The organism is Mesorhizobium sp. RCAM 05104 (assembly GCF_059683645.1).
The window spans coordinates 152823-172534 of the sequence record NZ_JCASJA010000002.1 but is presented as its reverse complement, the minus strand read 5'-3'; the positions used below and the strand labels follow the sequence as shown (position 1 = coordinate 172534).

Sequence of the window (19712 nt, the reverse complement as noted above, 5' to 3'; positions counted from 1 at the left end):
GCTGGATGGCAAGGTTCGGGTCAACTGCTCGTTCGGCCAGCCCAACGCAAAGAATTCGGGGAGGGGGTTGTCCTTGCGCCCACTTCTTGCCTTAGGCGCTGTAGCTTGATCGCCGATAGGCTAGTCATTTCGAGAAATCACGTGTCTCCTCAGCATCGGCAATGCTGAATTCGTGGACGACGGCTGCCTCTTCATCGACGACGCGGAACCAGTGTTCCTGCCGCGCTCTTGGTGAGACCGGGCAGCCCGCAACCCGTTCCACCGCCTTCATGGGATTGCCCTCCACGACGGTTTCGGAGGCGACGACTGTATCGCCGGACAGTTCTTCTACCTGGTAAGTTGGCATTGCTCGTCACCGGTCCTTAAGCGCTGTTGCTACCCGTTCCAACGTCGCTCAGTCGTTGCCGTGCTTTTGGATCAATTCCTTCGCCTGCTGTGTTGTGATTCCTGCCTTTCGGGCGAAATATTCCACTTCATAGGCTTCATCAGCCGACACCCGGTCGCGATCGCGAAAGTCGCGTTTGCTTTTATCGTCTGCCATGGCTCTTCCTCCTATGCACAGAACAACTGGGCACAGAACAACGCAGGCCAGCCGAGGTTCCACGCATTTCACCGTTCGCGCACGGTGACCCACCATTTCGCTGACCTGTCGGGCAGCGTTCCCGGGCAGGCCGGTAGGCGCCCACTCGCCAATAGATTTCCGTACGGCCCGCTCCTTCGTCAGCGGGCCTTTTTTGGCGGCGGACTGGAGGCAAGGGACGGCGCCAAGTCGTATCCGCCGAGGAGGACAAATATCATCCGTGGGAGCTGGGCGAGGCCGGGATAGAGAGAACGCGAGTGGCCAGTCAAAACTCCGTTGAGGTGCTTGGTCAAAGGGTCGTCCGCGTGCTTGAAAACGGCAATGTCCAGTGTCGATCGTTCCATATCGAACGCTGTGCGAACGAGTTCGCCGAAACACAGCGGAAGCGCTTTAACTCGACAGGTCGCGGCGCGAGCGCTCAACGTAAGCGCTGCGCGCCTCTTGACGCGCCTGAACAAGCCAAATCAGCTATGGTGTGGTCGCGAGCCTCGCAGCTTCGGACTGGTTGGCGCGGCAGCTGCCGCGAAGGGATAAGGGCCTGGGGAAGCGATGACGCAGATTCGGGATCTCGGGCCAAAGATTGTAGGCAAGCGCCACGGCAGCGACCTCGCCGACGAACGCAGGTATTTCTACAAGTGCCCGACTTGCGGCAAACCGGTCGACATGCGTGACCCCCACCAAGTTACGCTGCACGAGACGCCCGGGCACGGGCAGTGGCGCCGGCGACGGGCGCGCAGCCCAGCGTCGGGACCCTAGCAGAATGCGCGAGGCAGCCTTTAGCCGACCCGCTCTTTGGGTTGCTGAGGAACAAAGCTGGCGGAAGTGAGTTACTGAGGCCTTGCCGAGGACAAATCACAATGCTCCTTGCCATGGAGAACGCGACCTCGATGACTGTCTTGGCTGGCAGGAACGGGAACGCTGAAATTCTCGGCGTGGTAGACCTGACCAACAAATCCGAAGCCCATATCGGCGCGATCAGCCTGGGCAGGGCCATCCACTTCGTGGCCAATGCATCAGTGCTCGGTTACGATGTTCGCTCCGCGATGGTCTTCTATGGCGAACCGGGCACGGCAAGTCTCAGGGCGTGGGACTGCGAGCGATTGTGGGCGCAATTCGGTGGCGCGCTTCTTCGACCGTAGGCCGTACCAGCCTCGCGGTCGAGGCGCCCCTTTTGTTCACTTGTGCGCAAGCGCGTCCAGAAACAAGCCTGGCGGCCGCAGAAAAACGCATTGGGTCAAATCCGGCGCAGATCATGTCTATGAATCTTTTATGAGCCGGTAGCGGAAACGTTCTCGGATGTAATCATTGAAGAAGCGGCCTTTCGCGAAGGCCTGGCGAAACGCCGCGTAGGTCGCTGGCGGCACCGCCTCGTAATCGTAACGCTTGCCACTGGCAACGAACCAGACGGAGAGGACCCCGGTTTCCGGATTGTATTCGGTCTTACGGATCGACGTCGAAGGCATGGTCGGCCTAGATCAGTGCCACGGTATATAACGAATGATCACCCTATTCTGCCTGAAACGTCGTTCAACGCGGCGCCTCGCCTGCAAATAGGCTGGAGCCGAACGGCGTTCTCAGCGCGGGGGGCATAGGATCTGGACGAAACGCATTGCGACGACTCGCTCAAAAGCATTCAACGATCACCAGAACCACAACGTTCCCACTCGAATTCGGCCGCTGATTGACGCCGACATTCCGTTTTGGGCGGTAGCGGCATCGGCCTCGCCTGTAGCGGCATCTGCAACGGCATCATGGTTGCACCCTGCCTTGGCATTCTCTGCCTCGAGGTCCAGGCTCTCAAGGCCTTAAAGAGGGTCGAGTGACCTCAACATTCACCGTTCACGATGCCAGCGGCTATGAGAAGCTCACGGGCAGATGGAGCCATACTTGCCCCCTGTTCATAGACTTCGCCCTGTCCGCTCTCCCAGCGGCCGTTACGGATCACATATTGCGCAGGCGCGTATATCAGCGCGATTGAGTTGAGCGGCTTTTGCGAATGCAGCGTCTCGGTCAAACGGGCCGTGCCAGCGACCGTTCCTATCCCCCCCGTTGACCTGCGTGCCTTGGCCATCATTGCAGAAGCCACAATCGGATCGATGGATCCTTCCCCGATCACGGGTCCAACTCTCATAAACGTAAAAATCCATCCCACCCTCAAAATGTCACGCGAGCCACGATCTTCGCCGGCTTTGCCGGCGGAACCGCAAGCAAGATCGATTCTGGAACCCGGAAGGTTCTCAGGTTCTGCGCCTTGGTGGTCGATCCCGGAATGGCAGCCTCCGCGGCAGCGATATCCCTTGCGCTGACCTGCAGGGACTTACATGCTCCTTTCTCATCCCACAGGTTCTTGGCTACAGCGCTCCCAACGGCCGATGTTATGGCCCCTGGCGCCACATCGTTTGAAGCCACTTGGCGCGCCTTGATCAAGGTTTTGATCGCTTCCCCAAGGATCGCGGCCGAATCGTCAAACCCGATTCCGCGAACTTGGTCGAACCGGCTCTCGGCACTGCCGTCCACTATGCAGTGATGGGCAACAAAGACCCAATCGTGGATCATGTAGGCCGGCGCGTACCCCCAAGGCGACAGCCCCTTGAAGACTTGCGCGATCTTCGGGATCGAACCGCCGTCCGTGTACATGAGACCCGGCTGGATCTTGCCCCCCGGAGAAGACGGATCTGCTCGATGAAAGATCAACGGATCGCGTGGATCGGGCACGAATAGGAAATTTCCATCGCCAGAAGTGTTGCCCTCGGAAACCCACATGACAAAAAGGCTTCCAGACAGATGGCCTGCGGCCAGCTTGTGATAGTCGATCGAACTGCACCCAGCCGTCATAGCGGCGACCAGTCCCAGGAGGCACCGGGCCATCTTTTTCCGAACACGAGCTCTGTCGATCCTCACGAGGTCCCCCTAGCACAGGCTTTCACATGGAACCCCGTCCTTGTCGCGGTCGAGCTTGCCTCCCCAGGGGCAGTTGTCCAGATACCAGTTTGCCTCATCGCAGGAACTGATCTGCGAACAGGTTCGCCGCGGCTGGCATGCGTAGCTCTGCGCAACCAGCCGTCGGTCCATGATGCCGAGCGATTGGCTGATAGAAGGTCCTTGCGAGTGCTTTGCCCGCCAATCCCACGGCGCCCGGAACGTCCCGACCCAAAGACCTGCCCTGGCGGCCTCAGCCTTCGCCTGCTGCTCGGCGTAGGCGCCATGGCTGTAGCGGGGCCAGTCAAGCGCCTGGCCATGCTCCACCATCCACGCGGAGACGCTGGCGCCATCGGCGCGCAGGCAGTTCCCGACAAAGCGATGGTAGTGGTCCCAACCGACGAAAGTGCAGCGGACTGGCCATGATGCGGCCAGGAACCCGTCGAGTGCTGCCGCGGCCTTCGCGCCGCACCGGTAGCGTATGCCGTTGGCATCGTCGCATAGCTGGGCGGACTCGGGCGCATCGATGCCGTTGAATCGGATTCGCATGCCGTGGATTTCGATCGTGTCGCCGTCAATGATCGAGGCGGCGCCGGCAATCGGCGCCGGCGTAGGTCCAATCCTATGGGTGACGTCCAAACCGGCGCCTTCACTGTGCTGCACGACGAACTGCGTCCCAAAGGCCGCGACCGCGGCTAACGTCACGAAGACGAGTGGCGTTGGAACGCTTGCCAGCAGACGCGCAGGCTGAGCGCCTCTCCGTTTGCGCCTGTGAACCGAGCGCTTGTCGTATCGGTAATTGTCCACGCCCTCACTCCCCGAACGCAGGATGCGATTGTTTCTGCTTGGTGTCCACAGATACGAGGCAGACCGGGCGAGCGGGAACATCTTGGTGCGGCGAAGTTCTGACTTCGCCTTGGTTTTAACTCCCCGTGGCCAAGGCCTCGGAAGCTGCCTCTACAGTTTCCACAGCCCGTCTCGGGTGGGGCAGACAGTCCGAGACGGGCTTCTCGTCTACGGGCTTCTCGTCAGCAACTCTCGCAATTCGTCCAAATTCTCGCCGGCAAGCCTCCCGCGGACGACGGCTGGATTCACGAAGTCAAATTCGACCGCTACCGCTCGCCGCTCAAATGGACGAAGACGAAACCCGGATCTACACCGGCAACGGCCGTGACTGGACAGCTAAGTATCGCGATCTAACCTTGAAAAGAGGCGAGGCCCCTGGCTAGGCATATCAAAGCAGTCGCTTTCGTACCAATCGATTCCGGCAGGAACGTCCTGTTGATGGTCCGCATTAAGGCTGCCATCGATAGTGGGTTTCACATCCCAGAGTGGCCAAAGACAACGACCGAATTGAACGTTCGACGCGTGAAGCTTTGTCAACCATCGCTTTGGAACCCGCTACCCGTGACTAACCGCCAACGGGAGCAGAGGCTTTCACTTCAAACTTTGGAGCCATCGCCGGCAGCTTCCCTGAAAAGCGCACGCAGCTTGAAATGACGACGCGCGCAGCGAACCTCCTGCGCCAAAGGCTGAGAGTCGTGTTCCAGGATCAATGCAACAGGGCATGAGCTGCCCCACACGAAGCCGCCCCCCAACTTGGCGTGGGCCAGTGAGGCGGCTATCCGGCCCTGACGATCCGGAATCCTCCAATCTCGGCGATGACCGGCAGGCCATTCCATCGCTCTATGTCATGGAGGACGATTAATCGCCCAAGATCGCCGCCGATCTCGGTGTTAATGCGGTCGATGGTTTTCAGCTGCTCCCAGACGCTGCCAACAGCATTGTTCAGCGGCGCGTACACGCCGTCGTGCCTGTGTCCGGTGATCTGGCGGGTGGAATAGACACAGTCGCCGGAGATCACCAATCTGCCCCGCGCGGACTGGACGATGACGAATTGTTGTCCGATCGTGTGGCCGCTGCCCAGTCGCACATGGATGCCTGGCAGTACGTCGTCCTTGTCGCCGTCGATCAAGGAGACGCGGTGCTCCACCGACGCATCAAGAGCGGCGCGCAAGGTGTCGGGATCAATGATGGCGGTCAGGTAGCCGAAACGGCGTGGCAAGGCGATGGCCTCGTACCAGGACAGCAGCTCGCTTTTCTGGATATGGAGGACTGCATTGGGAAACTCGGCGATCGACCCCATGTGATCGAAATGCGCATGGGTCACGAAGATGTCGGTGATCGCGTCGGGGCCAACGCCAAGCTCGGCCAGCATGCGAACCGGCGAGATCCAGTAGGGAATGCCAAATTTCAGCGAGAAAGCCGTGGTCGATTCCTGAATGAAGCCGGTGTCGACTAGGACGTTGCGGTCGCCACGCTTCAGCAGGACAAAGGAAAAGGGCAGATCAACCTTGCCGTCGTCATACATGCCGGCGACGAGATCCACCCAAGGCTGCTGCTTGGATCGGGCGAATTCGACGACGTAGACCTCCCAAGACATGGTTTCGCTTGTCATCGCTCTCTCCTTCAGCGTTCCGCCAGTGAGCGGCCCAGGCTCGCCATGCCCACCGCGATGATCAGAATGGCGCCCTGCAGGACATATTGCGAGAATGTCGGGGCGCCGAAAATGTTGAGCCCATTGAAGCCGAAGGCGATGATGAGCGCCCCGACCAGCGTGCCGAGCACGTGGAATTCACCGTCACGCAGCGTTGCCGAGCCAAGGAACACCGCCGCGAATGCGGTGAGGAGATAGGAATCGGCGGCACTTGCCGTTCCGCTGCCAAGGCGGGAGGCGAGCAGGATCCCGGTTAACGCAGCGCACATTCCTGAAATGACAAAACCGAGAATCTTGATGCGGTCGACATTCACCCCGGCAAGGCGGGCGGCCACGGCGTTGCCGCCGACGGCCTGAATCTCCTGGCCAAGGGGTGTCCGCTCGACCAGAACCCAAAGCCCGCCGAGAACGACGATCATGACGATGATGTTGTTCGGGATACCGAACAGCCAACGGCCAAGGGAAAGCTGGAGAAAAGCCTCCGGCACGCCTGCCACGATGGGGACGCCGGCGGAATAGGCGAAGGCCAGGCCGGTAAGGATGGTCCCCACTCCCAGCGTGGCAATAACGGAATTGACCCTGACCTTGGTGACGATGAAGCCATTGACGAGACCGATCACCGCGCCCAATGCGATGACGATAAGCACCGCAAGCGGGATGGGCAGCTTGTCGTGGACGACAAGGCCGGTGATCAGAATGCCGTGCAGGCTGGCGGCGAAGCCGATCGACAGGTCGAGTTCGCCAACAACCACGGCAAGCGTCAGTCCGCCGGCAATGATCATGGCCAACGAGGCCTGGTTCAGCACATTGGTAAAGTTGCCCACGGTGGGAAAGGCCCTGGGCGACAGGATCGAAAATGTGACGATCATCGCCAGAAGTCCGATGATTGTGCCGTAGCGGGCAAATATACCAAGCGCCGCCTTGGTCGCAGGCGAAAGACGCCGGGCGGTTATCGCAACATCGCTCATGCCAGGTGACCCTCCATCAGTGCTTCCGGCTCGACATAGCTTGCCTCGACGATCGACCGTCGCGACACCGCCGGCCCCCTGAGCTCACGAACAATGCGGCCTTCCGCCATCACCAGAACCCGGTCGCACAGTTCGGGCAGTTCGTCCGGCTCCGACGAGATCACCAGCACCGCCATTCCGGATTCAGCTTGCTGCCGGATCAGTCGGTGAATCTCCGCGCGCGCTCCGATATCGACGCCTCGCGTCGGCTCATCCAGGATCAGCACCTTCGGGATGCGCTGGAGCCAGCGGCCGATCGCAACTTTCTGCTGATTGCCGCCACTGAGACTGCCAACGGGCGTGCTTGCGCTGCGCGCTTTTATCGATAGCGACCGCATCACCTCGCCGGCCAGGGACGTCCGAGCGCGGCGGTTCATCAGCGGCAGGTATCGGCCGACAACAACTTTGTCGAGATTGGCGATGCCTAAATTGAAGGCGATGCTCTTGGAGAGAAAGAGCGCTTCCGCACGTCGCTCCTCAGGGACAAGTCCAAGCCCGGCCCGGACTGCCGCCGCGGGGGAGGCGGGGGCGTAGGGCCGGCCGGCAAGTGTCATCTCGCCACTGTCGGGCCGATCCGCCCCGAACAGCAGTCGGGCGAGTTCGGTTCGCCCGGCGCCGACAAGGCCGCCGATTCCCAGCACTTCGCCGGCGTGGAGTTGCAGACTGACACCGCGGACTTTCGGCGCCCGCGTCAGCTTCTTGGCTTCCATCACGATATCGCCGCGCGGCCCTACGGGGGCTATCCGTTGAGCGTCCCGAATGGCACCGCCAACAATTGCCTCGACCAGCGCGGGGCGGCGCAGCGCGTCCCCGGTGAGTTCGGTCACGGAGCGGCCGTCGCGAAAGACCGAGACGCGGGTGCACAGGCTCAGGATCTCGTCCAGCCGATGCGAAATGTAGAGAACCGCCACGCCCGACGCAGAAAGATCGCGCACGATCGCGAACAGCCGTTCTGCCTCACTTGCAGCAAGTGATGCCGTCGGCTCATCCATGACGATCAGCCGCGCCTTGCGCACCAGCGCGCGGCAAATGTTGATTAGCCATATCTCGGCCGTCGAAAGGCCCTTCACGCTCGCGTTGAGCGGCGCGGATATGCCCACACGCCTGGCGATCGGCGCAACGTCGCGCGTGATCGCCCGCCAATCAGTCAGCCCAAAGCGCGTTTTCTTCGGAACGCCCAGCATTATGTTTTGCAGCACGTTCATGCCTGGCACAAATGCAAGCTCCTGATGGATGAAGCTCATGCCGAGCTCGGTTGCCCGCTGCGGCGTGCCAATCTCCTGGCTGTGACCGTCGAGTTCGATACAACCGGCATCGGGATGGTTCAGTCCGGCCAGGATACGGATGAAGGTCGATTTGCCCGCGCCATTGGCACCGACAAGGCCATGGATTTCACCCGGCGCAATGTCGAGCGATACGCCCTTCAGCGCCTGCGTGCCGCCAAAGGCCTTTGCGATGTCGCGTGCAACCAGGAATGGACTTGTCATTTTCAGCGCCGCCTGGCTGCGGCGCACCCTTCATGTACGCCGCCTCCAAACCAGATTCTACTTTATGGCTTCCGGATGGTCCTTGAGAAAGGCATCGACAGTTTCCTTGGTCACCAGCACGGCTGGAACTTCAGCCGCCTTGGCTTGCCACGCGCCGCCGGCGTCCTTGATGTCCTTCAGCATTTTGACCATGTTGTAGCCTTCGGTGAAGCTGTCCTGCCAGGCCGTTGCCGTCATGAAGCCGTTCTTTATGTTTTCCAGCGCCTGGGCATTGCCATTGATTCCATAAACGAGGACGTCGTCACGCCCCTGGGCACGCAATGAGCCGATGGCGCCGATCGCCGGGTCGTCCCAGCAACCCCAGATCGCCAGCTTTTCCTTGCCGGCCGGATGCGAGGCCAACCAAGCATTGGCGTATTGGGCTCCGTCCTCGAAGTAGCCGGGAATGCGCACCTCGTTTTTGGTGACGGTGATCTCTGGATGTTTGGCGACGATCTCGTCCATGACGACTTCGCGGTTTCGGCAAACTTCCCCGGTCCTGTAGGTGAGGGCCAGGATCGAGCCCTTGCCGTCCATTTTCTTGACCATGAGATCCACCACCGGAATCGCCATCGGGCCACCCGAGCCGTTTGTTGCAGCAACGGTAGAGCCAAGCCCACCGCCCCAGGTAACGACGGGTATTCCAGCGTCGCCTGCAGCGGCCAGACCCGCGCCGATCGACGAATAGGGAAACACCATGTCGATGATCGCATGCGCCTTGAGCTGCGCAAAATTCTGGATGGCAGCGTTCGCCTGATCGGCACTGCCGGCGGCATCGACGACGTTGGTCGCCCAGCCAAGTTCATCGGCGGCTTTCGTGGCGCCCTGGATGTAGCGGACATTGTTGGCTTCCGTGGCGCTGATGGACACGATGCCAAGAAGCGGCTTGTCCTGCGCCGCGGCACCGGCCGCCATGAGCGAGAGCGTCCCAGCGGCGATCATGCAAGCTAGATTCTTCATATACTCCTCCCTTCGCCTCATTTGCCGTCCAATGCCTCCTGACAGCAAACCGTTTCGCTAAAGTCCCGCAAATTGCGGTCCAATGCAAGTATGAATCCGCTAGACAGCGCCACAAATCTAAACGAAACTTCAGCGAAACGATTAGCTATCAGGGCACAATGGCCACCATCAAGGACGTTGCCAGAAGGGCTGGCGTATCGACCGCAACGGTTTCCGCCGTCATGAACGATACCGCGTTTGTCAGCCCCGAGCTGAGGGCTCGCGTCGTCACCGCCATTCGCGAGTTGCGCTATGAACCCTCGCTGGCTGCCCGCAACCTGCGCCGCAACCGCAGCCAGTTGATCGCCCTGGCGGTGGCCGATCTCTCCAACCCGTTCTACGCGCGCATTGTCTGGTCGGCGGAGGCCGCCGTGGCCGCGTGGGGCTATTCACTCGTCCTCTTCAACAGCGATGAAAAGCCTGACACCGAGCGGCGCATCCTGTCACGAATTCGTACTCTTGGGTGCGACGGAATGGTTCTGGTTCCGGTAGGCGCGGCCAATCAATACCAACCGCATGAGTTCGATGGGATGGCGACCGTTCTTCTGGGGCGATCGATCGAAGGCAACGGCGCCGATACGGTGACGATAGACAATCGTGCGGCGGGACGTCAGGCCGTCGATTACCTGCTCGACCTTGGTCATCGGCGTATCGGCTCGATCACCGGTCCGATGCAACTGTCGACGAGCAGGGGCAGGCTCGACGGCATGATCGAGGCGATGGCGGCACGCGGGCTTGCACCGCAGCCCGGCCACGTCCGGTCCGGCGAATTTCGCGAAGAAGCCGCTTATTCGGTCGCGCGGGACATGATGGGTTCGCCAAACCGCCCAAGTGCGATCTACGTTGCCAATGGCGTCATGGCAATCGGCGTGATGCGCGCCATTGCCGATCTTGGCTTGCGCTGTCCACAGGACGTCTCGATTGTCTCGACGGATACTGTCGCAGGCGCCGGTGGCTTGAAGCCACGGCTGACGAGAACCGAGCACCCCATTGCCGACATGACCAACGAAGCGCTGCGCCTGCTTGTGGATCGGATCGAGGAAAGGGGATCCGAGCCCACGCGCAACATCGTCTTTCAGCCGGCATTGATCGTCGGGGAAAGCTGCACACCGCTGCGCGGGGACCTCGATTGACAGAGTTCCTGCTGCGGACCGCAGCAACGTTTGCCAGGCGGAAGCCGCGCGCTCGTGATGTTTCCCGGGCCATCTGTTTCGCGTCTCGGGGATTTTGACGTGTTGCAACAGGTGCGCCGCGCTGGTTTCTGCCGCGCACATGGCGATGCCTAACGTCCCGGACTTCGATTGCGGCTGCGGACGTGGCGACCAAAATCGAGCACGCAGGCGAAAGCGTTCTGGGGTTCCTGAATAACAAGCCGTCCTGCGTCGATACCGTCTCGCTCAGATGGTCTCCGACATGGCCCTTGCGGCCGCCACGGTCAGCTCGTTGGTGCGGATCCCCGCCTGAAGCCCCTTAATCAGGTTCACACATCGGCTTCACATCAGGCAGATGAGCGGCCAGCGGCGTGCGGCGCTTAGGCAAGGCCACGGCATCAGAAAAGTGATCGAGTAGTCGGCGCATGCGGACCTTGTCGGGCCCCTGAAGCGCCATAATTCCCCTCGCGAAGGGATGAAGAGCTCACCTGTTGAGTAAGAGGCGGCTATGAAGCACCAAACACTTGACCAACTCTCTATCGTTGCCGACGTTCACGCCGAACCAACGGACCTCATTGCCACTCGGAGCCAGCGTCTCGAACGTTGGGCGAAACTCCTGGAGCAAAATCCCGGTCGGCGTCTCGAGGCGCTTACTGGCACCGAACACGAGCCCCCGGAACTACGCAAAAAAATGCGTCACGACAACTCGCCGCTGACCGTTGCCTTCGAGGATGCGATTCTTCGCGCGCAAGGCTTGCGAGACGACACTTACGGTGAAGCCAAGCGCTTCTTCGAATTGACCGATCCGCAGTTGCACGAAATCGTCTGCCATTGCCATCTAGGGGCAACGATACGAGCGAGATGGGCGGCCTCTCGCGTGCATGCGGCAATATCGGCGAGGCTCGGTTTCTTCGCTTGGCTGCGCGCAACATTCGCGCCTTGAGGCTGCACGGTTTGGCCTCGGCCACCGCCCAGCCGGGCCGTGGCTCACACATTCAAAATGGTGGCCATGACCTCGGTGGTTCGCTGGCGCGGAGTTCGGCTTGGCTTGTTCGGAAGACGAGGCGGTGAAGCGATTTTGCCGCCCCCATGACCAAGGTCTACCGCCCCACATGCGGTATGAATGCTGGACTTTAATTGACGCAAGGTCCAAACCACGATGCCGATTTCGGAGCAAGCAGGCGCCCCCCGATCTGGCAATCCAGCGTCCACGAATCGAACACCTGCGCTTTTTGCAGCGAACCCAGCCAACCTTTTCCTTAGACGCACGTTGTCCTCAGCAACCCAGGAGACAGCGATGCCGAGCGATAGGAAAACCGCGACCTCGACGACCGTGCAAAAGCAGCAGCGCATACAGCGCAAGGTCGATGCCGACGATCGAGCAAAACCGAAATCAAAACCCATCGGGGCGATGCAGGCGGGTGCGCGAAAATACCCGGTGCCGCCATTTCCAAAGCAGCATCATCTCAAACCCGGCCATGAAGCAGAGATCAAACCAGCTCCGCTCTACGATGCTCCATTTTGGCGCGGCTCTGGCAAGCTCGAGGGCAAGGTGGCGCTAGTCACCGGAGGGGATTCCGGCATTGGGCGGGCCGTCGCCGTTCTTTTTGCACGCGAAGGCGCCGATGTGGCGATTCTGTATCTGTCCGAGGATGCCGACGCCGAGGTGACCAAGCAGGCGGTGGAAAGCGAAGGCCGCCGCTGCATGATTCTGCGCGGAGATGTGGCGGACCGAACCTTCTGCCGCAAGGCCGTGGCGAATACGGTCAAGCAATTGGGAAGGCTCGACGTGCTCGTCAACAACGCAGCATTCCAGGTGCATTCGACCGATTTCGCCGACCTGACCGAGGATCATTTCGACGCCACCTTGAAGACCAACCTCTATGGATATTTTCATATGGCGCAGGAGGCTGTCGCGCATATGCAGCCCGGCTCGGCAATCGTCAACACCGGGTCGATAACGGGCATAGATGGGTCAAAGGAACTGATCGATTACTCGATGACCAAGGGTGGTATCCACGCTTTCACAAGGGCGCTATCGGGCAACCTCATCGACAAGGGAATTCGCGTGAATGCAGTCGCGCCCGGTCCGGTGTGGACACCGCTGAACCCTTCTGAAAAGCGGGCAGGCGACGTTTCGAAATTCGGCGCGAAAACACCGATGAAACGCCCGGCACAACCGGAAGAGATTGCACCCGCTTATGTGTTTTTGGCATCACCGCAATGTTCCAGCTACATCACCGGCGAGATCCTGCCAGTAATTGGTGGCTATTGATCGTCGCGGCCTCAAGCGCGTTAATCCGCAATCTTGCCTAACGTGTCAGCGACCACGGCCCCGCGCTCTCCCATCGGCCGCGCCGGGCCCGTGGTGGAGTCGACGGCCGTCTGCTGCTCCATTTCCGCGTTGATGGCGGCGGCGGCGATCAGGACGATGACTGAAATCCACGTCCACATCATCAAACCGACGACCGCGCCAAGCGATCCGTATGTCGCATTGTAGTTGGCAAAATGCTGCAGATAGAAGGAGAAGAGCCATGAAGCTGAGATCCACACCGCTGTCGCGATGAGAGCGCCCCAGCTCAGCCATCGCCACTGAAGGCTCAAGGCGAAGGCCTGCTTCCCTGGCGGCCAGGACAAAGGCGTCGAGTGGGTCTTCCGCGATTCGATTGCCGCCCAGCGCGTCGTCCGCGACTTCGCAAGCGTCACGATGAAGCCGCGTCCGGTCTCCAGGCCGATCCGCACTTTCAAGTAGAATGAATGCTTCCTGCACGGTACCAATCCACCGGTCTTGGCGCCTTCACGCAGGCCCACCTTGGCCGATGTTTGAACGCCAGGTCTTTCATCGCCCGCCTCCTAAAATTCATCGAACCTGGTTCGAGTCGCGCCCAACAACGTGGGCGCGCGCTCCCTGTTCCTTCACTGCCGAAGCGCATATGCGGCTTCGATTATTATCGCCAGGCACGTGCATCTTTTTGGGGGCGGATGGGCGTTTGGAGATAAATCCCAAACGGTGAGTTCCATGAAGGCGTTGACCAAAGATGACGTGGAAGGTGAGGCCGAACTGTCCGAAGATGCCGATCTCATTGTCAATCGAACGGCCCATTTTGTCGCAGACTGGATTGACGAGCATGTGGTCGAGAAGCCAACCCTCGTCGCGGACCGCGTCGACGTTGTTTCAGAACTCGCCAGCCAGTGCATCGCGGATGCCCGAGAGGAAGGCATTGCGGCCGAGGACATCCAGGACGAGGTTGGTGACCTGAAGGAGTACATTGCTGAGGCGATTATCGAGGAAGGCGGATCGTCGGATCGCAAGGGTAGCAAACGGGACCAAGGGTAGTGCTGCGCTTCGAGGTACATGCCCGCGACGGCGAGGTTGTGTTTCAACCTTCTTGTGGCTGCCGACTAACCCTCCGCCTTGAAAATTCTTTGCCTTGTCCGTAGCCTTTTTTAGTCGCCGCCGGTACTCGCGCAACAAATACTTCGCCTGCTTCGGCGATACGTCGGGTTACTCGGCCAGATGGATCGCCTCACGCTCCTCGTCGTGCGATCTTGTTTTGTCCTGAGCCATAATGGCGCCTCCTATCCAGGTTGTAACCTCGGGCCTGAAGCGCACGAGGCACGGCTGCCTAGAGCGGCCGTTGAGCGCTTGGCGAGACCCTCATTGCCATCTGTTGTCAGTTCTGGGTTTTTCTTTCCTTGCTGCCTGTGGATTTTGACCGGGGGCCCATGCGCTTCGCATCTGTGGAGTGAGCCGCCAGCGCTGGCCCAGCGCCGGTGTCCTTGCGCATATCGCCTGAGTGTTTCCTCCCGGGCGATTGCCTGCTCGCAACATTTGAAAATAGTTTGCTGAAGAAGCCCATCTCATTGTCCTTGATTCAAGCGCGCGCGTGGATGTTTTCCCATCCGGCACAGTCGCGGCGATACCCCAGTCAAAACCGGTCGGCGGGCAACAGGGCAATCATCAACGGGCCTTGCCGTGCGGGAACCATTGAAAATCCACGGCGTTACGCAATCCCTAGGGGTGTCAAAACGTGAACAGCGACGATGCATCACCGGTGGCTTCGGGCGTAACAGGTCTCGACTATGTGCTGAGAGGGGGCTACGCGAAATATCGCTCCCATCTCATCGAAGGCAGGCCTGGTTCCGGCAAGACGACGGTCGGTCTTCAGTTCTTGATCGAGGGCGCCCGCAATCAAGAGCGGTGTCTCTACATCACGCTCTCAGAGAGCAAGCGGGAATTGATTTCGGCAGCCAACCGGCATGGCTGGGGTCTTGAGGGGATAAAAATCCTGGAGTTGGTTCCCCCGGAATTGAGCCTCGATCCGTCGCAACTGCAGACCCTCGTCCATTCCTCCGATCTCGAGCTTGGCGAAACGGTCCAGGCAGCACTGGCCGAGATTGAACGAATGAAACCTGACAGGGTTGTCTTCGACTCCCTCTCGGAAATTCGGCTGTTGTCACAGGGCTCTCTTCGCTATCGCCGCCAGGTCCTGGCGCTGAAGAGCTTCTTTCTTCTCAACAACGCCACCGTGCTGCTGCTGGACGACCTGACAGCCGAACATGATGACCTCAATCTGCATTCCATAAGTCATGGCGTTATCCGCATGGAACAACTATCGCCCATTTACGGTGGCGAGCGACGCCGCCTGCGTGTCATCAAGATGCGGGGCGTGGAGATCCGCGGCGGGTTCCACGATTTCGTCATCCGGCAGGGCGGCGTCACTGTGTTCCCCCGGCTCGTGGCGGGCGAGCATGAAGAAGCCAAGCACGGAACGCCGGCACTCAGTGAAAGCTCCGTTGACACGCTTGTCGGAGGGGGCCTTGACCGCGGCACGAGCACGCTGCTGATGGGACCGTCAGGAGTGGGCAAGTCGACGATCGCCTGCACCTATTGTCACGCCGCGTTGCTTCGGGGCGAACGCGTGCAAGTGTTTCTGTTCGACGAGACCGAGCGTATCTTTCTGACCCGAGCGGCTGGTCTTGGCATGGATTTCAAGAGGTTCGTCAACGACGGCACCCTCCTGCTCGAACAGATCGATCCAGCGGCGATTTCGCCGGGTGAGCTGTCAGCGCGCGTCCAGTCCGGCGTGGATGAATCCAACGTCCGGATTGTCGTCATCGACAGCCTCACCGGCTATCTCAATGCGATGTCGGAAGAGCAGCATCTCGTGCTGCAGATGCATGAGATCCTGACCTATTTGAACCAGAAGGGCGTGGTCACCATCCTGTTGCTGGCAAACCATGGGCTGATCGGCCAGATGGCAACACCGGTGGACATGACCTACCTGTGCGATGCCGTGATGCTATTGCGCTTCTTCGAGAGCGGTGGACGTCTTCGAAGGGCAATATCGGTGGTTAAAAAGCGTGTTGGTTCGCATGAGGATACGATCCGGGAATTCAGGATCAGCAGCCAGGGCCTTTCTGTCGGCGAGCCACTTGATCAGTTCAGAGGCATTCTGACCGGAGTTCCCTTCTTCGAAGGCAAACAATCCGATCTGCTGAGTGACAAGGCATCATGATGCCGATGAAAGCTGAAGTTCTGATCCTGGCTCCATTGGGGCGGGATGCCCAGATCGCCGCATCGATCCTGGCGACCAGCCAGATTTGCACACGCATTTGTGCGTCGCTTGAAGAGACCGTGCCGTTGCTGGCGGAAGCGCAGTGCCTGGTCGTTGCCGAGGAAGCCTTGATCAGTTCTGATCGTGCCGCATTCGCATCATGGCTGGACAACCAACCGGCATGGTCCGATTTTCCGATCGTGCTCCTCGTGATGCGCGGAACCGAATTCGACAAGCGGCTGGCGTTTCTCGATCGCTACCTGATCGTGCTTGAGCGGCCCTTCCTGGCTTCCAGCCTTGCCAACTCGGTGCGGTCGGCGCTGCGCGCCAGGGCACGTCAATTGGAGGTCAGATCCTACATCGAGCAGAGGCAAGAGGTTGCCGATCGGCAGAAGCTGTTGATCCGGGAGTTGCATCACCGCGTCAAGAATACGCTGGCCAATGTGAGGGCGATGATGGGCGCGACGGTACGGTCTAGCGGCAGCATCGAGGATTTCGTGCGCGACTTTTCGGCCAGGATCGTGTCGCTCGCCGATACCCACTCAATGCTGACTGACGATTACTGGCAGACCGCTTCGCTGAAGAAGTTGCTAGAGGGCGAGCTTAGGCACTACGAGACGCGCGACAGGCCGCGTATCCTGCTCGAAGGCCCTGACGTGGCGTTGGTCGCCGACATTGCGATACCGGTTGGCATGGCGTTCCATGAACTTGCCTCCAACTCGTCCAAGTTCGGCGCGCTCTCGCGCCCGCACGGACGGCTCGACGTGCGTTGGTCGGTGGGCAGCGTCAGCAACGTTCAGATCGTCAATCTCGACTGGCGCGAGCACGATGGCCCGAAGGTGGAGCCGCCCAAGCGGCGAGGGTTCGGCACGACGTTGCTGGAGAAGGTGGTGGCAGTCCAGTGTGATGCCAAGGTCGAGCTGAACTACGACCGTGATGGCCTGCATTTCACTATGGCGTTGCCGCTTCGCGATACTCGACTCGTGCCAGCCTACTCCTGAGAGGCCTATTGCGATCTCCGCTTCGAGCTTTGGCATGCGGGGTGCTGGTATCGCCGATACTGGTAGCTACCGAATAGAACGCAGGCCTTCGGCTGGCGGCGCTGGTCGACGTTTCTGGCCATGCGAGACCGAGGATACCCGATCGAGGAACGCGTGCGTGAGAAGGATACGCTGCTGCGCGAACTGCAGCACCGGGAGAAAAACAATCTGCAAAGGATCGCCAGAGGATCACCGCGCTGATCCGCCTGGAGACGCTTAACGAAACCGAGCTGACGCCCTAGTTGCCCAACAGCGAGGCTTCTCCAGCATTGGAGTTAGACAATCGCCGTATCACCGTGACTCCTCCGACACTGGGCGCAAGATGTCTAATTTACAGGCGTCGAGCAGCGCCGTGCGGACGGCCGAGACCTCCGCTTCCAGGCCCGCCAGTGGCTTTTTTTATTCTTGGAAACCATATCGACGCCCGCAAATTGGAATTGTGATGGAGGTAACGGACGAGGACCAGAATGTATCGGCAAAGCGTAGAGGATTTGTGTGATTGGGCGAGTGCTCGGGGCATCACAATCTATCAACGTTCAAAGACAGTGTGGATCGCTGCAGGAAACTATCGAGGCCGCAAGTGTGAAGTGAAGGGGCGTTCCGCAGCAATTGCTCTCGCATTGTGGATGGAAGGCGCACGATACGAAGGGCCACGGCCGGGTTAAGGCAAGTGCCTGTCTTTATGGGCGATGCCAGCGCAGGTCTGCAAGAACGGCAAGGAGCAGCCATGCATGCCTCAACGGCCTCGATGGCGAGCCGCTTGCCTGCGGCAAGAACAAGCCCGTCGGCTGCGACAAACCTAATGGCGACCGGCAGATTAAGGCGACGGGAGCGCGCGCGGAGCAAGTTCCTCATCAATGATGGCGAACAACGGCTCTGAGAAGATGAAGGCGGACATTGCCGAGAAATACCGCCACGCTGTCCACCGGGACTGGCTTTCAAGCCGCGACGTCCCCGCCCATAAACGCGGGAGGTTGATGTGGCCTAAGCTCATTGGCTCAATTCAATCGTGTTCTGCCTTCGACTTCCTGGTGCCGCCGCGGCCCTCGGCGTCTAGCGAGTTTGCCCGCTGCCAGGCGCGGTGATCAGCGGCGCGCTCATCAACAGCTGGCACCGCTAAGACAACGGTCACCCTTGATGATGCTACCGTTCGACCTAAGGTTCGCCATCGAATTTCTGCTTGGTTCTCGGGAACAAAATCTTTGATCGTGGATTTAGGGCGCGTCCAAAGTTGGGGAGCAAATTATGCGATTTGTCGTGGTGCAGAAGCCGTTTGAGACTTGGGCGGTTTTTGATCAGATTTTCGATCTGCCGGCCGAATTTGCGGGCCAGGCCCTGGTCGGGTTGACGCGCGATGAAGCCGATAGCTTCGCAGCAATGGCCAACAACGAAACATTGAGATGGAGACCGACATCGCGATCAACTTCGACGGATGTGAGTTCATAACGTTATGTCGGACGGACAAACCGCGGGCGGCAAGCGAGGGCGGGGTATCCGAGCACAGGTGCCTGATGGAGCTCTGCCCAAGCATGAATTGGCATTCATTATGAAACTTGGACTTCTCGACCGCGAACAGGCCCTTGCCCTGGTCAAGAAGCATCAGGGTGATCGAGAGAAAATCTTTGCCGATCTAGCGGCTCGCAGGAAGTAGAGATTGATCGTCTGGACGAAAATGCAAGGCCTACTCGCCTCGCACGGATCGCCCTTGGAGCCGCAGAGGCACTGCGGCTCGATCCCACGCATCACCACAGCAGGCCTTGTTTGGCTCGGCCGCGCTGCGGGATTGTCCGGTCGGCTCCAGAAATTGCAGCATAGGCCAATGACTTCTCAGCATCCACGCCTACAGCGGGATGCCCTTCCTAAAGAGCAAGTGGCAGGCCGTGCGCATGTTTGACCTGGCCCAAGGCAAAACTCGACTCAATGGATGCGACGCCGTCCAACCTTGTCAGCTTCTGCTTTAAGAACATTTCGTACGCATCAAGGTCCTTGACCACGACACGCAACAAAAAATCCATCCTGCCGGTCATCAAATAGCACTCCACCACTTCCGGCCAGCGCAGAACGGCACTTGAAAACCGGTCCAGTTCCTCTTCTCTTTGTCGTTCCAGCTTGACGGAAGCAAATGCGCTAACTGGCAGACCAACTTTCACCTGGTCCACGATCGCCACATAGGCCTTGATCACTCCCGATTTCTCAAGCCCCCGAACCCGGCGTGCGCAGGGGGAGGGGGAGAGGGCCACTATTTCACTGAGGTTCTCCATCGTCGCGTGCGCATCAGCCTGAAGCGCTGCGAGCAGCTTACGGTCAACTTCGTCGATCTCATGATTTGGCACAAATTCGCGCTTTCGTCGTTCCAGCTGGCTGAGATTGGCTAATTCATCCCTACAAGATAGCAATTTTAGCCGCAATCCTTGGCTGCGGGCGTTATCCTCATG

Annotated in this window: 19 protein-coding genes and 1 pseudogene; 8 read left to right on the top strand and 12 right to left on the bottom strand. The window is 59.7% G+C overall.

What is annotated here, in order from left to right; translation table 11 throughout:
* Positions 1-124: 124 nt before the first annotated feature.
* Positions 125-346 carry a hypothetical protein gene (locus tag AC56QP_RS36000; protein ID WP_489863897.1) on the bottom strand — a complete coding sequence of 74 codons (222 nt, stop codon included), beginning with the start codon at positions 344-346 and terminating at the stop codon, positions 125-127.
* A 48-nt stretch (positions 347-394) separates the two neighbouring features.
* Positions 395-541, bottom strand: coding sequence for a DUF3606 domain-containing protein (locus tag AC56QP_RS35995; protein ID WP_489863898.1), 147 nt, complete (start codon positions 539-541; stop codon positions 395-397).
* An 896-nt stretch (positions 542-1437) separates the two neighbouring features.
* On the opposite strand from AC56QP_RS35995, the gene AC56QP_RS35990 reads away from it, so the two are divergent.
* Positions 1438-1719, top strand: a complete 282-nt coding sequence (locus AC56QP_RS35990; protein ID WP_489863899.1) for a hypothetical protein — start codon at positions 1438-1440, stop codon at positions 1717-1719.
* Positions 1720-1836: 117 nt separating this feature from the next.
* Here the strand turns inward: AC56QP_RS35990 and AC56QP_RS35985 are convergent, their stop codons facing one another.
* The 8 genes from AC56QP_RS35985 to AC56QP_RS35950 all read right to left on the bottom strand — a co-directional run bounded on the left by AC56QP_RS35985 (position 1837) and on the right by AC56QP_RS35950 (position 9489).
* The gene (locus AC56QP_RS35985; protein ID WP_489863900.1) at positions 1837-2043 is read right to left on the bottom strand and encodes a KTSC domain-containing protein; all 207 of its coding nucleotides are present in this window, start codon (positions 2041-2043) and stop codon (positions 1837-1839) included.
* A gap of 362 nt (positions 2044-2405) precedes the next feature.
* Positions 2406-2696: a hypothetical protein gene (locus tag AC56QP_RS35980; protein ID WP_497101085.1), complete on the bottom strand. Its 291-nt coding sequence runs from the start codon at positions 2694-2696 to the stop codon at positions 2406-2408.
* Between the two features lie 38 nt (positions 2697-2734).
* A complete protein-coding gene (locus tag AC56QP_RS35975; protein WP_497101084.1) occupies positions 2735-3481 on the bottom strand; it encodes a hypothetical protein in 747 nt (248 codons plus the stop codon).
* A 9-nt stretch (positions 3482-3490) separates the two neighbouring features.
* Positions 3491-4387, bottom strand: a complete 897-nt coding sequence (locus tag AC56QP_RS35970; protein ID WP_489863903.1) for an excalibur calcium-binding domain-containing protein — start codon at positions 4385-4387, stop codon at positions 3491-3493.
* A gap of 733 nt (positions 4388-5120) precedes the next feature.
* Positions 5121-5957 (bottom strand): N-acyl homoserine lactonase family protein, encoded by an 837-nt coding sequence (locus AC56QP_RS35965; RefSeq protein WP_489863904.1) that lies wholly within the window; start codon positions 5955-5957, stop codon positions 5121-5123.
* 11 nt (positions 5958-5968) lie between these two features.
* On the bottom strand, positions 5969-6964 hold the full coding sequence (locus tag AC56QP_RS35960) for an ABC transporter permease (RefSeq protein WP_489863905.1): 996 nt from the start codon (positions 6962-6964) through the stop codon (positions 5969-5971).
* Positions 6961-8490, bottom strand: a complete 1530-nt coding sequence (locus tag AC56QP_RS35955) for a sugar ABC transporter ATP-binding protein (protein ID WP_489863906.1) — start codon at positions 8488-8490, stop codon at positions 6961-6963. Before AC56QP_RS35955 ends, AC56QP_RS35960 begins: the two co-directional genes overlap by 4 nt.
* A 57-nt stretch (positions 8491-8547) precedes the next feature.
* On the bottom strand, positions 8548-9489 hold the full coding sequence (locus AC56QP_RS35950; protein WP_489863907.1) for a sugar ABC transporter substrate-binding protein: 942 nt from the start codon (positions 9487-9489) through the stop codon (positions 8548-8550).
* Between the two features lie 158 nt (positions 9490-9647).
* On the opposite strand from AC56QP_RS35950, the gene AC56QP_RS35945 reads away from it, so the two are divergent.
* The 3 genes from AC56QP_RS35945 (at position 9648) to AC56QP_RS35935 (ending at position 12954) form a co-directional block, all read left to right on the top strand.
* Entirely contained in the window at positions 9648-10661 is a 1014-nt protein-coding gene (locus tag AC56QP_RS35945) for a LacI family DNA-binding transcriptional regulator (RefSeq protein ID WP_489863908.1), read from the top strand.
* Between the two features lie 526 nt (positions 10662-11187).
* On the top strand, positions 11188-11622 hold the full coding sequence (locus AC56QP_RS35940; RefSeq protein WP_497101082.1) for a hypothetical protein: 435 nt from the start codon (positions 11188-11190) through the stop codon (positions 11620-11622).
* Between the two features lie 354 nt (positions 11623-11976).
* Positions 11977-12954 carry an SDR family oxidoreductase gene (locus tag AC56QP_RS35935; RefSeq protein ID WP_489863909.1) on the top strand — a complete coding sequence of 326 codons (978 nt, stop codon included), beginning with the start codon at positions 11977-11979 and terminating at the stop codon, positions 12952-12954.
* A gap of 20 nt (positions 12955-12974) precedes the next feature.
* Here the strand turns inward: AC56QP_RS35935 and AC56QP_RS35930 are convergent.
* Positions 12975-13274: pseudogene (locus AC56QP_RS35930) on the bottom strand (YihY/virulence factor BrkB family protein); the annotation flags it as partial.
* A 424-nt stretch (positions 13275-13698) separates the two neighbouring features.
* Between AC56QP_RS35930 and AC56QP_RS35925 the strand changes: the two are divergent.
* From AC56QP_RS35925 to AC56QP_RS35910, 4 genes are all read left to right on the top strand, one after another.
* Entirely contained in the window at positions 13699-14016 is a 318-nt protein-coding gene (locus AC56QP_RS35925) for a hypothetical protein (protein WP_489863910.1), read from the top strand.
* Between the two features lie 694 nt (positions 14017-14710).
* The gene (locus tag AC56QP_RS35920; protein WP_489863911.1) at positions 14711-16198 is read left to right on the top strand and encodes an ATPase domain-containing protein; all 1488 of its coding nucleotides are present in this window, start codon (positions 14711-14713) and stop codon (positions 16196-16198) included.
* The gene (locus AC56QP_RS35915) at positions 16195-17238 is read left to right on the top strand and encodes a sensor histidine kinase (protein WP_489863724.1); all 1044 of its coding nucleotides are present in this window, start codon (positions 16195-16197) and stop codon (positions 17236-17238) included. The genes AC56QP_RS35920 and AC56QP_RS35915 overlap by 4 nt, the downstream gene beginning before the upstream one ends.
* Before the next feature lie 1284 nt (positions 17239-18522).
* Positions 18523-18723, top strand: a complete 201-nt coding sequence (locus AC56QP_RS35910; RefSeq protein WP_489863725.1) for a hypothetical protein — start codon at positions 18523-18525, stop codon at positions 18721-18723.
* 413 nt (positions 18724-19136) lie between these two features.
* Here the strand turns inward: AC56QP_RS35910 and AC56QP_RS35905 are convergent, their stop codons facing one another.
* Positions 19137-19610 (bottom strand): Lrp/AsnC family transcriptional regulator, encoded by a 474-nt coding sequence (locus AC56QP_RS35905; protein WP_497101103.1) that lies wholly within the window; start codon positions 19608-19610, stop codon positions 19137-19139.
* Between the last annotated feature and the right edge of the window lie 102 nt (positions 19611-19712).

Bases quoted from the DNA above. Each gene is read 5' to 3' on its own strand.
- AC56QP_RS36000 (WP_489863897.1), bottom strand. From the start codon at position 346: ATGCCAACTTACCAGGTAGAAGAACTGTCCGGCGATACAGTCGTCGCC.
- AC56QP_RS35995 (WP_489863898.1), bottom strand. From the start codon at position 541: ATGGCAGACGATAAAAGCAAACGCGACTTTCGCGATCGCGACCGGGTG.
- AC56QP_RS35990 (WP_489863899.1), top strand. From the start codon at position 1,438: ATGCTCCTTGCCATGGAGAACGCGACCTCGATGACTGTCTTGGCTGGC.
- AC56QP_RS35985 (WP_489863900.1), bottom strand. From the start codon at position 2,043: ATGCCTTCGACGTCGATCCGTAAGACCGAATACAATCCGGAAACCGGG.
- AC56QP_RS35970 (WP_489863903.1), bottom strand. From the start codon at position 4,387: ATGTTCCCGCTCGCCCGGTCTGCCTCGTATCTGTGGACACCAAGCAGA.
- AC56QP_RS35965 (WP_489863904.1), bottom strand. From the start codon at position 5,957: ATGACAAGCGAAACCATGTCTTGGGAGGTCTACGTCGTCGAATTCGCC.
- AC56QP_RS35960 (WP_489863905.1), bottom strand. From the start codon at position 6,964: ATGAGCGATGTTGCGATAACCGCCCGGCGTCTTTCGCCTGCGACCAAG.
- AC56QP_RS35955 (WP_489863906.1), bottom strand. From the start codon at position 8,490: ATGACAAGTCCATTCCTGGTTGCACGCGACATCGCAAAGGCCTTTGGC.
- AC56QP_RS35950 (WP_489863907.1), bottom strand. From the start codon at position 9,489: ATGAAGAATCTAGCTTGCATGATCGCCGCTGGGACGCTCTCGCTCATG.
- AC56QP_RS35945 (WP_489863908.1), top strand. From the start codon at position 9,648: ATGGCCACCATCAAGGACGTTGCCAGAAGGGCTGGCGTATCGACCGCA.
- AC56QP_RS35940 (WP_497101082.1), top strand. From the start codon at position 11,188: ATGAAGCACCAAACACTTGACCAACTCTCTATCGTTGCCGACGTTCAC.
- AC56QP_RS35935 (WP_489863909.1), top strand. From the start codon at position 11,977: ATGCCGAGCGATAGGAAAACCGCGACCTCGACGACCGTGCAAAAGCAG.
- AC56QP_RS35925 (WP_489863910.1), top strand. From the start codon at position 13,699: ATGAAGGCGTTGACCAAAGATGACGTGGAAGGTGAGGCCGAACTGTCC.
- AC56QP_RS35915 (WP_489863724.1), top strand. From the start codon at position 16,195: ATGATGCCGATGAAAGCTGAAGTTCTGATCCTGGCTCCATTGGGGCGG.
- AC56QP_RS35910 (WP_489863725.1), top strand. From the start codon at position 18,523: ATGCGATTTGTCGTGGTGCAGAAGCCGTTTGAGACTTGGGCGGTTTTT.